Origin of the sequence: Zobellella maritima (assembly GCF_003075035.1) — a bacterium.
GTDB classification, from domain to species: domain Bacteria; phylum Pseudomonadota; class Gammaproteobacteria; order Enterobacterales; family Aeromonadaceae; genus Oceanimonas; species Oceanimonas maritima.
The window spans coordinates 1,745,512-1,760,360 of sequence record NZ_QCZE01000001.1 but is presented as its reverse complement, the minus strand read 5'-3'; the positions used below and the strand labels follow the sequence as shown (position 1 = coordinate 1,760,360).

Annotated in this window: 16 protein-coding genes; 14 read left to right on the top strand and 2 right to left on the bottom strand. The window is 57.7% G+C overall.

Features of this window, described 5'->3' with window-relative positions; genetic code table 11:
• Positions 1-5: 5 nt before the first annotated feature.
• From ribBA to DCS96_RS08120, 6 genes are all read left to right on the top strand, one after another.
• Entirely contained in the window at positions 6-1,115 is a 1,110-nt protein-coding gene (gene ribBA, locus DCS96_RS08145) for a bifunctional 3,4-dihydroxy-2-butanone-4-phosphate synthase/GTP cyclohydrolase II (protein WP_116473795.1), read from the top strand.
• Positions 1,116-1,200: 85 nt separating this feature from the next.
• Positions 1,201-1,512, top strand: a complete 312-nt coding sequence (locus tag DCS96_RS08140) for an EthD family reductase (protein ID WP_116473794.1) — start codon at positions 1,201-1,203, stop codon at positions 1,510-1,512.
• Between the two features lie 127 nt (positions 1,513-1,639).
• Positions 1,640-2,182 (top strand): HutD/Ves family protein, encoded by a 543-nt coding sequence (locus DCS96_RS08135; RefSeq protein WP_116473793.1) that lies wholly within the window; start codon positions 1,640-1,642, stop codon positions 2,180-2,182.
• 21 nt (positions 2,183-2,203) lie between these two features.
• Complete coding sequence (locus DCS96_RS08130) at positions 2,204-2,872, top strand: alpha/beta hydrolase (protein WP_116473792.1); 669 nt, start codon at positions 2,204-2,206, stop codon at positions 2,870-2,872.
• A 407-nt stretch (positions 2,873-3,279) separates the two neighbouring features.
• Positions 3,280-3,627 carry a HopJ type III effector protein gene (locus tag DCS96_RS08125; RefSeq protein ID WP_116473791.1) on the top strand — a complete coding sequence of 116 codons (348 nt, stop codon included), beginning with the start codon at positions 3,280-3,282 and terminating at the stop codon, positions 3,625-3,627.
• Between the two features lie 16 nt (positions 3,628-3,643).
• On the top strand, positions 3,644-4,558 hold the full coding sequence (locus DCS96_RS08120; RefSeq protein ID WP_116473790.1) for a DUF808 domain-containing protein: 915 nt from the start codon (positions 3,644-3,646) through the stop codon (positions 4,556-4,558).
• Positions 4,559-4,713: 155 nt separating this feature from the next.
• Here DCS96_RS08120 and DCS96_RS08115 read toward each other — a convergent pair whose 3' ends face one another.
• On the bottom strand, positions 4,714-5,616 hold the full coding sequence (locus DCS96_RS08115) for a DMT family transporter (protein WP_116473789.1): 903 nt from the start codon (positions 5,614-5,616) through the stop codon (positions 4,714-4,716).
• Positions 5,617-5,913: 297 nt separating this feature from the next.
• Here DCS96_RS08115 and DCS96_RS08110 point away from each other — a divergent pair, with 297 nt between their 5' ends.
• Both DCS96_RS08110 and rluF read left to right on the top strand, forming a co-directional pair.
• Positions 5,914-6,927: a mechanosensitive ion channel family protein gene (locus tag DCS96_RS08110; RefSeq protein ID WP_116473788.1), complete on the top strand. Its 1,014-nt coding sequence runs from the start codon at positions 5,914-5,916 to the stop codon at positions 6,925-6,927.
• Positions 6,928-7,119: 192 nt separating this feature from the next.
• Positions 7,120-8,043 (top strand): 23S rRNA pseudouridine(2604) synthase RluF, encoded by a 924-nt coding sequence (gene rluF, locus DCS96_RS08105; protein WP_116473787.1) that lies wholly within the window; start codon positions 7,120-7,122, stop codon positions 8,041-8,043.
• A gap of 16 nt (positions 8,044-8,059) precedes the next feature.
• On the opposite strand, the gene DCS96_RS08100 is transcribed toward rluF, so the two are convergent.
• Positions 8,060-8,593 (bottom strand): O-acetyl-ADP-ribose deacetylase, encoded by a 534-nt coding sequence (locus DCS96_RS08100; protein WP_116473786.1) that lies wholly within the window; start codon positions 8,591-8,593, stop codon positions 8,060-8,062.
• An 81-nt stretch (positions 8,594-8,674) separates the two neighbouring features.
• Between DCS96_RS08100 and ribH the strand changes: the two genes are divergently transcribed.
• The 6 genes from ribH to DCS96_RS08070 all read left to right on the top strand — a co-directional run bounded on the left by ribH (position 8,675) and on the right by DCS96_RS08070 (position 14,843).
• Positions 8,675-9,142: a 6,7-dimethyl-8-ribityllumazine synthase gene (ribH, locus tag DCS96_RS08095; protein WP_116473785.1), complete on the top strand. Its 468-nt coding sequence runs from the start codon at positions 8,675-8,677 to the stop codon at positions 9,140-9,142.
• Positions 9,143-9,155: 13 nt separating this feature from the next.
• A complete protein-coding gene (gene nusB, locus DCS96_RS08090; RefSeq protein ID WP_116473784.1) occupies positions 9,156-9,566 on the top strand; it encodes a transcription antitermination factor NusB in 411 nt (136 codons plus the stop codon).
• A 46-nt stretch (positions 9,567-9,612) separates the two neighbouring features.
• Complete coding sequence (thiL, locus tag DCS96_RS08085) at positions 9,613-10,581, top strand: thiamine-phosphate kinase (protein WP_116473783.1); 969 nt, start codon at positions 9,613-9,615, stop codon at positions 10,579-10,581.
• Positions 10,578-11,057, top strand: a complete 480-nt coding sequence (locus DCS96_RS08080; RefSeq protein ID WP_116473782.1) for a phosphatidylglycerophosphatase A family protein — start codon at positions 10,578-10,580, stop codon at positions 11,055-11,057. Before thiL ends, DCS96_RS08080 begins: the two co-directional genes overlap by 4 nt.
• A gap of 469 nt (positions 11,058-11,526) precedes the next feature.
• Positions 11,527-13,266, top strand: a complete 1,740-nt coding sequence (locus DCS96_RS08075; protein WP_116473781.1) for a dipeptide ABC transporter ATP-binding protein — start codon at positions 11,527-11,529, stop codon at positions 13,264-13,266.
• A gap of 20 nt (positions 13,267-13,286) precedes the next feature.
• Positions 13,287-14,843: an ABC transporter substrate-binding protein gene (locus DCS96_RS08070; RefSeq protein WP_116473780.1), complete on the top strand. Its 1,557-nt coding sequence runs from the start codon at positions 13,287-13,289 to the stop codon at positions 14,841-14,843.
• Positions 14,844-14,849 lie beyond the last annotated feature (6 nt).

The window sequence follows — 14,849 nt, the reverse complement described above, 5'->3', positions numbered from 1 at the left end:
ACATGATGGAGTTAAGCAGTACCCAGGAGATTATCGAGGATATCCGGCAGGGCAAGATGGTTATCCTGATGGATGATGAAGACCGGGAAAATGAAGGCGATCTGATCATGGCCGCCCAGCACGTACGCCCGGAAGATATCAACTTCATGGCCAAATACGGTCGGGGACTGATCTGCCTGACCCTGACCGAGGCCCGCTGCCGTCAGCTGGATATCCCCCAGATGGTCAGCCGCAATACCGAGCAGTTTTCTACCGCTTTTACCGTATCGATTGAAGCCGCCGAAGGGGTGACCACCGGTATTTCCGCCGCCGATCGGGCCCGCACCGTACAGGCCGCCGTGGCCGCCGATGCCAAACCCACCGATCTGGTGCAGCCCGGCCATGTGTTTCCGCTCAAGGCCCAGAATGGCGGTGTGCTGACTCGCGCCGGCCATACCGAAGCCGGTTGCGACCTGGCGCGGTTGGCCGGGGTAGAGCCCGCGTCCGTCATCGTCGAGATCCTCAATGAAGACGGTACCATGGCCCGTCGCCCGGACCTGGAAAAATTTGCCGAGCAGCACGGCCTCAAGCTGGGCACCATCGCCGATCTGATCGAGTACCGTAACCAGAATGAAACGACCATAGAGCAGGTGGCACGTTGCAAGCTGCCTACCGAATACGGTGAGTTCGAGCTGATTACCTTCCGGGATACCATCGACAACCAGATCCATTTTGCCCTGAAAAAAGGCGAGGTGGATACCGATGAACCGACCCTGGTTCGGGTGCATATCCATGATGTGTTTACCGATGTGTTGATGTCCGACCGTACTACGGCCCGCACCTGGCCGCTCGGCAAGTCGATGGAGCGCATCGCCAACGAGGGCGGCGTGCTGGTGATCCTGGGCAAGGAGGAAACTCCGGATCATCTGCTGTCGATGGTGCGCATGTTCGAGGCGGTCGACAGGGGCGAACGGCCCGCAGGTGCCAAATGGCAGGGAACATCCCGCCGGGTGGGCGTGGGTTCCCAGATATTGCAGGCCGTCGGTGTGGGCAAGATGAGGTTGCTCAGCTCGCCTAAGCGTTACCATGCCCTGGCCGGTTTCGGCCTGGAAGTGGTGGACTATATTACCGAGTAAAGGGACCAGCCGGCGGCTTGTCTGGACACTAGCGCCAGGCGAGCCGCCGCTCAGCATAATAAGGGTAACAAGGAGTAGCCAGGTAGTGATCAGGGTAAGCGTACTGTATGCCAACAGCGAGGGAAGCCGGTTTGATATGGATTACTACCGCGACCACCATATTCCCTTGCTGCAGGCGCGATTGGGGGAGGTATTGAAACAGGTGACGGTAGAGCAGGGCATCGGCGGCGGCAGGCCGGGAGCCAGCGCGCCTTATCGGGTGATGTGCCACCAGTTGTTCGAATCGATCGAGGCATTTCAGAATGCCATCGCGCCTCATGGCGCGGAGATCATGGCGGATGTCGTCAGGTTTACCGATATCAAACCCAAGATACAGTTCAGCCGTATCATTCTTTAACTCCGCTGCATCTGCGCCGTTGTCATCCCCTTTTCTATCGGTTGATGGCGGCCTTTCAGATTACTTATTCCAGGGCGACCTGTTAGCCGCCTTTGATGTAATAGTCCATCTATGAAGGAAATCCTGTATGGCGAGAATATTGGGACCGGCCGACTTTACCGATATGCCCTGGAAAAATGGCGGAGGGGTAACCCGGGAGCTTTACCGCGTTGCCGGGCCGGAAGGCGGTGATGAATTTGATTTCAGGATCTCCATGGCAAAGGTGGGACAAAGCGGTCCCTTTTCCCGTTATCCGGACATCGATCGGGTACTGATGCTGGTCGAGGGGGGCGGTTTCAGGCTTTCCATTGACGATAAGGAGCCCGTACGGTTAAACCGCCCGTTCGAGCCGATTTCCTTTGCCGGTGAACAGGCTATCCACTGTGATCTGCTGGCGTCAACATGCCTGGACTTCAATGTCATGACCAACCGGAACTGGGGCCGGAGCGAGGTGGAGGTACACAGGCTGGACGCGCACCAGGACCGCAGTGTCGAGTCCTCCGGTCGGGTTTTTCTGTACCTGCATGGCACCGAGCCCCGCTTGATCCTGTTGGAGCCGGGCGAACGATACGAGCTCAGGGCCGCCGAGCCGGTCATAGTGGTGGAAATGCGGGTGTTTACCCATGACTAACGGACATATCAGGAGCATCAGATGAACCATTTACCCTGCGTAGAGCGTGAAACCGGTCCGAACCCGGACGCCAGCGTGATCTGGCTGCACGGCCTGGGCGCCGACGGCCATGATTTCGTCCCCATCGTCCCCGAGTTGAAACTGCCCGAAGGCAGCGCGGTGCGTTTTATCTTTCCCCATGCGCCGCAGATACCGGTGACCGTCAACGGTGGCTACAAGATGCCAGCCTGGTACGACATTCTGGCGATGAGCCTGGAGCGGGAAGTGGATGAAGTGCAGTTGCGGGCATCGGCCGCGGCGGTGCGCGCCTTGATAGAGCGCGAGATAGCAAAGGGTATCGACAGCCGGCGCATCGTGCTGGCCGGCTTCTCCCAGGGCGGCGCCGTCGCCTTTGAAGCGGCCCTCGGCTATAACAAGCCGCTGGCTGGCCTGATTGCCATGTCCACCTATCTGGCCACCGCCGACAGCCTGGAGCCCCATGAAGCCAACCGGTATCTGCCGATCCAGATCCTGCATGGTACGCAGGACGGCGTGGTGCCGGAGCTGCTGGGCGAGCAGGCCTGCCAACGATTACAGCAGATGGGGTTTGTGCCCGAATACCATGTCTACCCGATGGAGCACAGTGTCTGCGCCGCCGAAATTGCCGATATCGCCCGTTTCCTGCGCTGCTGCCTGCAGTTGCAGGACTGATGAGCTGACTGCCTGTGGGCAAGACAGGCGACAGCCGCGCTTTAATGAGGACAAAGAGAACAGCCCTGCCGACCTTCTGTTTTATGGATGACCATAGGGCGTATACGGAGGTAGGCATAGCGAGCCGGCGGTGTGGGCCCTTTGGCCGATGCCTTAAATAACAGTTCCTCATTGTGCTACAGAAATCAGGCTCGAACGCAGAATCGCCGTGGTCAAGGCCCCCTGATGTTACTCCTGCTGCGAACCGGAAGTTCGGTCAGTCGTAAAACCGGGCGCAGGCAGCAAGTTGCCCCATGGCGCGGAGGGTCTGCTTATCGAGTCCTGGCTTCTGTTTCGAAATGGTGCGGTATTTGAATCAGTTATTTAAATCGTGAGATATTTCTAAAACATACCATCAAGGACACAGGATGAACCTGAGCGAATTACAACACAAACTGCACAACAACCCCGAAACCATCGAATTCAGTGACACCATGGCGGTCATTGACGCCCTCTATGAGTTCACTCCTACCGCCTTTACCAATGGCGAACTGTGCAACGAGGCCGGGCAGAACAACGGTTCCTGCAAGCTGTTTGCCTTTGCCCGGTTGCAGGACCTGACCGAGCCACAGACCCTGGCTTGCTTCGGTGCCTTCTATCGGCACGATGTGCTTCAGCATCCCGCTGGCAGCGATCATCAGAATATCCGCAACTTTATCAAAACCGGCTGGCCGGGCGTTGAATTTGCCGGTCAGCCATTGATTCCCAAAGCCTGAGCAGAGGAGGCCAGTTATGGCCGGTGCCAGTCCGTTAACTCTGATCGATGATATCGCCACCATGCTGGACGATGTGTCGCTGATGACCAAGGTTGCGGCCAAAAAGACGGCGGGCGTGCTGGGAGACGATCTGGCGCTCAATGCCCAGCAGGTATCCGGGGTACGGGCCGAGCGAGAGTTGCCGGTGGTCTGGGCGGTGGCCAGGGGCTCGCTACGTAACAAGCTGATCCTGGTACCGGCAGCCCTGCTGATCAGTGCCCTGGCACCCTGGGCCATCATACCCCTGCTGATGCTGGGCGGTGCCTTTCTTTGTTTCGAGGGGGTGGAAAAGCTGGTGCACTCTTTCGGACGGCACGCGGGCGAGCACACCAGGCTGGCCGAGATAGACGAGTCGGTCGATATGGTGGTCCTCGAGCGAGACAAGATCAAAGGCGCCATCCGCACCGACTTTATCCTGTCGGCCGAGATCATAGTGATCACCCTGGGGACGGTGGCCGGGGTGAGTTTCGGCCAACAGGTGGCGGTGCTGATCGGTATTTCCCTGCTGATGACCGTTGGGGTCTATGGGCTGGTGGCGGGCATCGTCAAGCTGGATGATGCCGGCCTTTACCTGAGTCGTAAGACGGGCATGGTACGTGGCCTGGGGCTGGCCATGCTGTCGGCCTGCCCCTACCTGATGAAAGGCCTGTCCGTGGTAGGCACCGCCGCCATGTTTCTGGTCGGGGGCGGCATTCTGCTGCACGGTCTCCCCGGTGCCGAGGCGTTGATCCATCAATGGGCGCATCATGGCCGGCAAGTACCGCTGATCGGTGATGCCCTGGCCTGGGCGGCGCCCACCCTGCTGAATGGTATTGGCGGTATACTGGCCGGTGCCCTGGTGCTGCTGCTGGTGAAAGGAGCGGGTCGGCTGAAGCCGAGTGGCAGGGCGTAACAGGACCGGCACTCCTTCCGCGGGTGTCCGGCCTCGGGCCGTTGAAATGAATTGTGCCACATATCTTTGCGGCGGAGTCGCCCCTTCCACAACAAGCCCCTCCGAAACATGACCCTTGTGGCAGCCCGGATCCCGGGGTGGTTGGCCGCAGACCATCAACCCTGTTTACTGATGTTTACCACCCGGCGGTTGCGATACCAGACCAGCAGGTTGCGGCTGCGGTAACCGATCAGGGCCAGCAGGATCAGCAGGCAACCAATCATTTTTTGCGCCGGCATCTGCTCGTTATACCAGAATACGCTGATCAGGACGGTCCATACCGGCTCCAGCATCATGATGATGGCTGCATTTGCCACATTGCTGTACTTCTGGCCCATGCTCTGGCAGACAAAGCGCAACGAAGTGGCGAGCAGCACGCTGGCGGCAAACCAGCCCCAGGTATGAGGAGGGATCTGAGCGGGCCAGCTTTCCAGCAGGCCGGAATAGAGCAGGCTCGCTATCCCGGTTACCGCCAATTGAATACAGGTGAGCGCCATGGGCGGGATACGCCGGGCAAACCGGCTGTTGAGGTTGAAATACAGCGCCATCGACAGAGAGGCCAATAAAAACAGCAACTGACTCATAGACAGGCTGAGGCCGGTGCCCATGGTCAGTAAAAAAAGGCCGGTGACGGCGATGGGCAAGACCAACCAGAATTGCCGGTTTGGTCGCTCCCTGAACAACAACCAGGCGAGGGGCGGGACCATCAGCATCGCCAGGCTCATGATAAAGGCGCCTTCACCTATTCCTTCGCTGTGCGAGATCGCCTGAATCCATAAAATCAGATTCAGGGCCATCACCAGCCCGATGGCGGCGGCCTTGAACAGGTTTGCCCGGGGGATGGCAAGTAGCTGCCGGTAGCAGAACGGCAACAACAGCAGGGCCGCCAGTATGAAGCGCCAGCCTACAAATCCGGCGGGTGGCAGGCCCTGGATCGCCTCCTTGGAAAACAGCCAGCCGGCGGAGGCCAGCAGGGTTGCGCTTAAAATCAACAGATCGCCGCGCCGTTCTGGCAGCATAAAGAACTCCGGAATAACAAGACAGAAGTGGGGAGGGCGGGTTTGCTTGCGGATTTACTCACAAGCGGCCCACCCGCTATCGTTATGGGCAAAACAATCGCTCACCTACTCTATGTCATTTAGCGGTCTTTTACACCCTGCACCTATGCCTGGAGCCGCTTTATGGAGCAACATCGCTGTGGCGAAGTGGTTCGCTCACACATAAGCTTTGTTTATCTCATGTCTATGCCCGAAAGCCGCCAGCATGCTCCTCTGATGTCGGCGAGACCGGCAAGTCGTGTTAACAAGGAGGCAAGTATGGCGGAGCAGGCGGAGACTCGGGAGGGACAGTTCCAGGATGTACCGCAACGAGTCGACGTCGACCCGGGGGTGATACTGGAGCGGATCGACAGCTGGGTAGACGGTGGTATCCGCCTGCTGCCAAATATTTTTCTGGCCCTGGTGGTACTGGCGCTGTTTTATGGTCTGGGTGTGCTGGGCCGGCGCTTGATCCGGCGGCAAACAGCTCGGCGAGGTCGGGAGAACCTGGGAGAGGTTCTCGGTGGTTTTATCAAATGGGCCATGGTGTTGCTGGGCTTTCTGCTGGCGGCAACCATAGTGATACCTACCCTGAACCCGGGGGACTTGATCGCCGGTCTCGGCGTCGGCTCGGTGGCCATCGGCTTTGCCTTCAAGGATATATTGCAGAACTGGCTGGCCGGGTTACTGATATTGTTGCGCCAGCCGTTCGAGATCAATGACCAGATTGAAGTCAATGGCCACGAAGGCACGGTCGAGCGGATCGAGACCCGGGCGACCATCATCAAGACCTATGATGGCCAGCGTATCGTTATCCCGAACAGTGATATCTACACCCATGCGGTGCTGGTTAAAACCGCCCATGACAAGCGCCGCAGTCAGTATGATGTGGGCATCGGCTATGGTGATGATATCGAGCGGGCGAGTGAAGTCATTCGCGTTGCCGTGAGCAAAATAGCCGGTGTGGAGCCTGAGCCGCCGGTTCAGGTGTTGTCCTGGGATCTGGCGGCGAGCTGGGTGACCCTGCGGGTACGCTGGTGGACCAGTAGTCGCCGTTCCGATGTCACTCAGGTTCATGCCGCCGTCATCAAGGCGATCAAGCTGGCGCTGGATGAGGCGGGTATCGACATGCCTTATGACACCCGGGTATGTCTGCTGCATGATCAGACCGAGTCTATCGACGGTGATCGTGCAGCCCAGCGAGAAGGTTGGCCGGCACCGGAGCGAGGTACGACCCAGCCACGCTGGCAGGCTCTGGCCGAACAGCGTCGCCCCGGCAAGGATCAATCGTAATTGCCGATTTCCCGCTACGTCACTGAGCCTGACCGGAAGCGGCCGTCGGCGATTGGACTTGCCGCCATTGCAGGGCGCCTTTAGACTGCCCCTTTTTCACCTCGCCGCTTGTGATGCGGGCAAGCTGACATTTTACCCGCGACAGGGCCGGCCCATGGGGGCCGACGGCACAGACAGGAGTACCTTGGTGTTATGACGACCGACAACGGCGGCACCCGCTTAAACAAGTTCATTAGCGAAACCGGCATCTGTTCACGCCGTGAAGCCGATCGTTTAATCGAGCAGGGCTGTGTGATGGTCAATGGTCAGGTGGCCGGCATGGGGGTGAAGGTATCGGATGCCGACCAGATCAGGGTGAATGGCAAGCCCCTGCGCGCCAAGCCCAAAGCCGTGTACCTGGTCTATAACAAGCCGGTGGGCATTACCTGCACCACGGATCGGGCGATTCCCGGCAATATCGTCGATGCGGTCAACTACAAGGCGCGTATCTTTCCCATCGGTCGGCTGGACAAGCCGTCCTCCGGGCTTATCCTGCTTACCAACGACGGTGATATCGTCAACAAGATACTGCGTGCCGGCAATGCCCACGAGAAGGAATATGTGGTCTCGGTCGATAAACCCGTTACCGATGATTTTATCAGGAAGATGTCGGCGGGTGTGCCTATCCTGGATACGGTGACCAAGCCCTGCAAGGTAAAGAAAATTGGTCAGAACAGCTTCAATATCATCTTGACCCAGGGGCTGAACCGCCAGATCCGGCGGATGGCGGAATACCTGGGTTTTAATGTCACCAGCCTCAAGCGTATCCGGATCATGAATATCGGCCTGGGCGGCCTCAAGGGCGGCCAGTGGCGGGAAGTGAGTCGGGAGGAACTGGCCATAATCAACGGCATGCTGCAGGGCTCCAGTAAAACCGAGGAAGCCTCGGTGCTGGATGTACCCAGGGCTGCCAGGAAAACGCCGCGTCCCCAGCATAAAACCGGTTTAACAGGGGCTGGGCGGCGGACCTCGGCTCCCGGTGGTCGCAGGGAATCGGGCCAGGGGCCTAAAAAACAGCACCAGGCGGGTAGGGGCGGAGCGCACCGGTCAAAGGCGCCCGCCGGCAAATCACGCTGACAGTGTTAAGCTTCGTTCAGCGCGCATGTTCAGACAGGGCGTTTTCCAGCAGGGTCCGCATCCTGTCGTCGAAGGCCACCAGATAAACCAGCTGCAGCTGGTGGGCCAGTGGGGCGAATGAGAGAATGCTGGTCACGGCAATGTGCGCCGCCTGCTTCAGCGGGTAGCCGTAGACACCGCAGCTGATGGCGGGGAAGGCGATGCTGTGCAGCCCCTGCTGTTCGGCAAGCGCCAGGCTTTGCTGGTAGCAGGAGGCGAGCAACTCCGGCTCCTGTTGGTGACCGCCGTGCCAGACAGGTCCGACCGTATGGATGATGAAGCGGGCCGGCAGACGGAACCCCGGAGTGAGCCTGGCCTGGCCGGTGGCGCAACCTCCCAGCGTTTTACAATGATCCAGCAATTCGGGGCCGGCAGCCCGGTGAATGGCGCCATCCACGCCACCGCCACCGAGCAGGCTGTGATTGGCCGCATTGACGATGGCATCGACCTGCAGGCGGGTGATGTCTGCCTCGATAATCTTGAGTTCCAGCTGCTTTCGGATGTTTGTCATGTTTCCCTTCCTGTCTTGGGCTTTTGCCAATCTCAGGTTGTGCTAGAATGTGCGCACTTTTCTATCCGGATAAGGATTCCCATGAAGGTAATCGAAGGGCAAATCGCCGCCCCCAATGCCAAAGTGGCGATCGTGGTCGCCCGTTTTAACAGCTTTATTAATGATAGTCTGGTGCAGGGAGCATTGGATGTGCTCAAGCGTCAGGGCCAGGTAGCCGACGACAATATCACCCTGATCCGGGTACCCGGTGCGGTGGAAATTCCCCTGGTCTGCAAGAAACTGGCCAAAACCGGCAATTATGATGCCATCATTGCCCTGGGTTGTGTGATCCGTGGTGGCACCTATCATTTTGATCTGGTGGCCAACGAAAACAGCAAGGGCCTGGCCGCGGTGATGATGGAGCATGAAATGCCTATCGCATTCGGGGTATTGACCACCGAAAATATTGAACAAGCCATAGAGCGCGCTGGTACCAAGGCGGGTAATAAGGGCGCCGAGGCGGCCCTGAGTGCGCTTGAAATGATTAACGTCCTGCACGAGCTGGACTAAGAGGAGTACTGCATTGAAACCGTCTGAACGTCGTAAAGCCCGCCGTCTTGCCACCCAGGCCATCTACCAATGGCAAATGACCAAGGATAATGTGGCCGATATTGCCCAGCAGTTTATGCTGGAGCAGGACACCAAGGGCGTGGATCTGGATTATTTCCGAGATCTGCTGTTTGGGGTATCGGTACATGCCGTCGAGTTGGATGAGGTGTTTGCATCTTATTTATCCCGCCCGCTCGCCGATCTGGATATGGTGGACAAGGCGGTGTTGCGGTTGGCCACCTACGAGCTGACCCGGCGTCAAGACGTGCCTTACCGGGTGGTTATCAATGAGGCCATCGAGCTGGCCAAATCATTCGCTGCCGAAGAGAGCCATAAATTTGTCAATGGCGTGCTCGACAAGGTAGTCCGGCAGTTAAAAAAATAACAAAATCGAACGGGAAAAAGCCAGCTGTTGCTGGCTTTCATTTTTTATGAATGAATTCGACATAATAAAACAATATTTTACTACCGACAGTGGTCGCAAAGATGTGGTCATGGGACCGGGGGACGATTGTGCCCTGCTGCAGGTCCCACCCCAGACCCTGTTGGCGGTGAGCACGGATACCCTGGTCAGCGGGGTGCACTTTTTTGCCGATATGGATCCGGTCGCCCTGGGTCATAAGGCGCTGGCGGTCAACCTGTCGGATCTGGCGGCAATGGGGGCGGATCCGCGTTGGGTGTCATTGGCCCTGACCCTGCCCCGTGTCGATGAAGCCTGGATAAAAGGCTTTTGCGCCGGCTTTTTTGAACTGGCGGAATATTACAATGTTGCCCTGGTCGGCGGGGACATGACCCGCGGCCCCTTGTCGATTACCGTTTCGGTCAAGGGGACATTACCCGAGGGCAAGGGTCTCAAACGTAGTGGTGCCAGGGTCGGTGATGGCATCTATGTTACCGGCACCCTGGGGGACGCGGCCCTGGGGCTGAAACAAGCATTGGGTGAGCTCAGCGTACCCGAACCTTACCTGGAGTTTGTACGCAACAAGCTGGAACATCCCCACCCGCGGATCCTGGTGGGCCAGGCGCTGCGCGATATTGCCTCCAGCGCCCTGGATATTTCAGATGGGCTGGCGGCCGATCTGAGCCATATCCTGAAGGCATCAGGGGTAAGCGCCCAGCTGGAACTGGAAAATCTGCCATTGAGCGAAGCCATGACGGCCTCAATGGCCCGGGAACAGGCGTGGCAGCTGGCGCTCAACGGTGGTGACGATTACGAGCTGTGCTTTACCGTGCCGGAGGTACATAGGGGGCAACTGGAAACGGCCTTGTCCCACTGCGGTGTCAAGTTCACCCGTATCGGCCGTATCGGTTTCGGTGAACCGGCGATTGAACTGCTTAATAACGGAAAACCGTTCAGCATGCCGCTTAATGGCTGGGATCATTTTCGGGGCGCATCATGAGGAAACCCGAATTGGCACCGCTCAGGCTCAGCAATCCGGTGCATCTGCTGGCCCTGGGCTTCGGCTCGGGGCTGAGCCCGGTTATGCCGGGCACCATGGGTACCCTTGCCGCCATTCCCCTGTACTGGCTGATACAGGGGCTGCCGCTGGGCTGGTACCTGGCGCTGTTGGTGGTGGGATTTATTGCCGGCATCTGGATTTGTAATGTGGCCACCAGGGCTATTGGTCGGCACGATCATGGTGCCATAGTATGGGACGAGATCATCGGCTTCGGCATCACCATGACAGCGGCCCCTACGGGCTGGTGGTGGATCCTGGCCGGCTTTGTACTGTTCCGCCTGTTCGACATCATAAAACCCTGGCCGATCCGCTGGTTCGACCGGCGCATCCACGGCGGATTTGGCATCATGCTGGATGATGTGATCGCCGGGCTGTTTGCCTGGGTTTGTCTGCAGGGACTGGTCCTGTTCTGGTAAACAGCCGAGGCGCCTCCCTTTATTGACCATCAGGCTCCCCTTCCGCCGGCAGCAGAAGGGGAGCCTGATGCGTTTCAGAATCTCCCCAATTTAACAAATATGTTAACCACCAGGCCTCTTTATGGCTGGCTGACTGGCGCCTACCCATGGTGCGTTAGTAGTAAAGTAATGGTCATAAATTCTGCTTGTATGTTTTGTGTTGAAATTTATTACTGATTTTGTGAGCTTGGTCCATACATCTTAAGTTCCGGTTTCCACCTTATCTGGTTTAGAATGCTTTCAGATGTTACTTTTTTGTTATTATTACCTCTGGGTAGAACTATAACGGATCAGGTCTATATTTTGATGAAGTCAGTTGTCGACAACTGCATGGCCGACGCTGACAGTAGTCGGTAGCCTGGCCATAAGTGACTGATTTATAGTATTAATAAGGATGTGGTATCGGGTTGATCCCCGAATAAGGATAAGCATGGCCTTGCTAGAAGTCAGAAAGCTACGGATAGAATACCCTTCCCGTCACGGTGTGGTCGCTGCGGTCGATGATCTGTCTTTCGCCGTCGAAAAAGGCGAGATCGTGGGCGTGGTCGGGGAGTCCGGCGCCGGTAAATCCACCATCGGCAATGCGGTGATCGACTTGCTCAGCCCGCCCGGACACATCGCCAGCGGCGAAGTGTATCTCGACGGCGAGCTGATCTCCGGGTTGGGTCCGTCCGCCATCCGGGAGATCCGGGGTCGGCGCATCGGTTTTATCTTTCAGGATCCCATGACCTCCCTGAACCCGCTGCTGACGGTGGAATATCAGATGGTCGAAACCCTGCTGGCCAATACTGATCTGACGCGGGAACAGGCCAGGAACAAGGCGATCTCCCTGCTTGATGCGGTGGGCATCCCAGAGCCGGATCTGCGGATCAAACAATACCCGCACCAGTTTTCGGGCGGTATGCGCCAGCGGGTAGTGATCGCCATTGCCCTGTCCTGCGATCCGGAACTGATTATCGCTGATGAGCCCACGACCGCACTGGATGTGTCGATCCAGGATCAAATTCTTACCTTGATCCGAACCCTGTGCAAGGAGCGTAACGTGGGCTGTATGCTGGTTACCCATGATATGGGGGTGGTATCGAATGTGACCGATCGGGTGGCGGTGATGTACCGTGGCCGCTTGGTGGAAATCGGTCCTACCGGGCAGGTGCTTGGGGTGCCTGAGCATGCCTACACCCGCAGCCTGATTTCTGCCGTGCCCCGTTCCGATGTCAAGCTGCGTCGTTTTCCGCTGGTCTCTTATATCGAAGATGCCAAGGAAATGAGCCCCCTTGACTTGAAAGCGCACTGGTTGGGTCAAAATCAGGATCAGCGCAGCTATGAAGGCGCCCTGCTGCGTGTCGAGCACTGTAACCTCAGGTTTGTCACCAAGGATTCGTTATTCGCCTCCCGCCGGGAATATCTGCAGGCCACCAATGATGTCAGCTTTGAGATTAACGAGGGGGAAACCTTTGGTCTGGTGGGGGAATCAGGCTCCGGCAAGTCGACCATCGCCCGCGCCATTACCGGCCTGTATCCGCCCGACAGCGGTAACATCTGGTTCGAAGGCATAGAGCTGACCGCCATCAAGAGCGAGCTGCAGCGTCGTCCCCTGCGCCGGCAGATGCAGATGGTATTCCAGAATCCCTATTCCTCCCTCAATCCCAGGATGCGGGTGGCCGATATTATCGCCGAGCCGATCCGTTTCCACCGGCTGGCCGGGAATGAGGCGCAGATTCGCCAGATAGTGTCGGATCTGCTCGACCATGTGGGCCTGGGCAGTCATGCAGGGGTCAAGTTTCCCCATGAGTTTTCCGGTGGCCAGCGGCAGCGTATTTCCATTGCCCGCGCGCTGGCCACCCGCCCCAGGCTGTTGATTTGCGATGAGCCGACCTCGGCCCTGGATGTCTCGGTGCAGGCACAAATATTGAATTTGCTCAAGGACTTGCAGGACGAGCTCAAGCTGACCATGCTGTTTATCAGCCATGATTTGCCGGTAATCCGGCAGATGTGTGACCGGGTCGGGGTGATGAAAAAAGGCACCCTGGTGGAAGTCGCACCAACCGAGCAGTTGTTTACCGCCCCCAGCCATCCCTACAGCCGATCGTTGATTTCCCTTATGCCTGAGTTCAAGGGGATGTCGCGGGAAGGTCTGGATATTTCGGATATGGCTGTTGGCCAAAGTTAATGATGTCGATGGAGTGTTAAATGAAAAAAGGATTCAACAAGATAACCGCCGCCCTGTTTGCCGCCGGTTTCGCTCTCAATGTTCAGGCTGCCGATATTACCATCGCCTATGATGCGGACCCTGTATCCATGGATCCTCATGAGCAGCTGTCGGGAGCAACCCTGGAGATGTCGCACCTGCTGTTCGATCCCCTGGTACGCTGGACCAAGGATTTTGATTTTGAAGCGCGGCTGGCGGAGAAGTGGGAGCGTATCGACGATACCAGGGTGCGTTTTCATCTGCGGCCGGGCGTCAAGTTCCATTCCGGTAACGAATTCACCGCCGATGATGTGGTGTGGACCGTTAACCGCCTGAAAGGCTCTGCCGATTTCAAAGCCATATTCGAGCCGATTGCCGATGTGGTTAAGGTAGATGAGCACACCATAGAGATCGTGACCAAGGGGCCTTATCCGCTGGTACTTAATACCGTTACTTATATTTTCCCGATGGACTCCAAGTTTTACAGCGGCACCACCGAGGATGGCAAGGACAAGGCCGAAGTGGTCAAGCATGGCGGCTCCTTTGCTTCCACCCATACTTCAGGTACCGGGCCCTTCAAGCTGGTCTTTCGTCAGCAGGGCGTCAAGGTCGAGTACCAGCGCAACCCGGATTACTGGGACAGCTCATCGCCGGGTAATGTAGATAAGATGACCCTGGTGCCGATCAAGGAAGATGCGACCCGGGTCGCGGCCTTGCTGGCCGGGGACGTGGATTTCATCAAGCCGGTATCGCCCAACGATCACGACAGGGTTAAATCGGCCGATGGTGTCAAGCTGGTGACCCTGCCGGGCACCCGCATCATCACCTTCCAGATGAATCAGGACAGTTTCGAGCCGTTCAGGGATGTGCGGGTGCGTCAGGCCATCAACTATGCCATCAATCAGGATGGGATAGTGCAGCGCATCATGCGGGGCTTTGCCACCACCGCCGGCCAACAGGCACCTGCCGGCTATCTGGGCCATAACCCCGATCTCAAGCCCCGCTTCGATCTGGACAAGGCCAAGGCGCTGATGGCCGAAGCCGGTTACCAAGACGGCTTCAAGGTAAGCATGATTGCCCCCAACAACCGCTATGTAAACGACTTCCGTATCGCCGAGGCGGTCAAGGCCATGCTGGCGCGCATCAATGTCGACGTGGATCTGAAAACCATGCCGGTAGCCCAGTACTGGCCCGAATTCGACAAATGCGCCGCCGATATGCTGATGATCGGCTGGCATTCGGATACCGAGGATACCGCCAACTTCTCGGAGTTCCTGACCATGACCCGCAATAGCGAAACCGGTCGCGGCCAGTACAACTGCGGACACTATGCCAACCCCGAGCTGGACAGCCTGATAGAAGCCGCCAACCTGGAAACAGATACCACCAAGCGGGAAGCCATGTTGCAGCAGGCCGAAAAAATGCTCCACGACGATGCGGCCTTCGTTCCGCTGCACTGGCAGAACCTGGCCTGGGGCGCACGTGACAATGTGCAGGCCGAGCCGATTGTCAATGCCATGGATTTCCCCTATCTGGGCGATCTGGTGGTAAAGGAATAAGGGACC

Bases quoted from the DNA above. Each gene is read 5' to 3' on its own strand.
- ribBA (WP_116473795.1), top strand. From the start codon at position 6: ATGGAGTTAAGCAGTACCCAGGAGATTATCGAGGATATCCGGCAGGGC.
- DCS96_RS08135 (WP_116473793.1), top strand. From the start codon at position 1,640: ATGGCGAGAATATTGGGACCGGCCGACTTTACCGATATGCCCTGGAAA.
- DCS96_RS08130 (WP_116473792.1), top strand. From the start codon at position 2,204: ATGAACCATTTACCCTGCGTAGAGCGTGAAACCGGTCCGAACCCGGAC.
- DCS96_RS08125 (WP_116473791.1), top strand. From the start codon at position 3,280: ATGAACCTGAGCGAATTACAACACAAACTGCACAACAACCCCGAAACC.
- DCS96_RS08120 (WP_116473790.1), top strand. From the start codon at position 3,644: ATGGCCGGTGCCAGTCCGTTAACTCTGATCGATGATATCGCCACCATG.
- DCS96_RS08115 (WP_116473789.1), bottom strand. From the start codon at position 5,616: ATGCTGCCAGAACGGCGCGGCGATCTGTTGATTTTAAGCGCAACCCTG.
- DCS96_RS08110 (WP_116473788.1), top strand. From the start codon at position 5,914: ATGGCGGAGCAGGCGGAGACTCGGGAGGGACAGTTCCAGGATGTACCG.
- rluF (WP_116473787.1), top strand. From the start codon at position 7,120: ATGACGACCGACAACGGCGGCACCCGCTTAAACAAGTTCATTAGCGAA.
- DCS96_RS08100 (WP_116473786.1), bottom strand. From the start codon at position 8,593: ATGACAAACATCCGAAAGCAGCTGGAACTCAAGATTATCGAGGCAGAC.
- ribH (WP_116473785.1), top strand. From the start codon at position 8,675: ATGAAGGTAATCGAAGGGCAAATCGCCGCCCCCAATGCCAAAGTGGCG.
- thiL (WP_116473783.1), top strand. From the start codon at position 9,613: ATGAATGAATTCGACATAATAAAACAATATTTTACTACCGACAGTGGT.
- DCS96_RS08080 (WP_116473782.1), top strand. From the start codon at position 10,578: ATGAGGAAACCCGAATTGGCACCGCTCAGGCTCAGCAATCCGGTGCAT.
- DCS96_RS08075 (WP_116473781.1), top strand. From the start codon at position 11,527: ATGGCCTTGCTAGAAGTCAGAAAGCTACGGATAGAATACCCTTCCCGT.
- DCS96_RS08070 (WP_116473780.1), top strand. From the start codon at position 13,287: ATGAAAAAAGGATTCAACAAGATAACCGCCGCCCTGTTTGCCGCCGGT.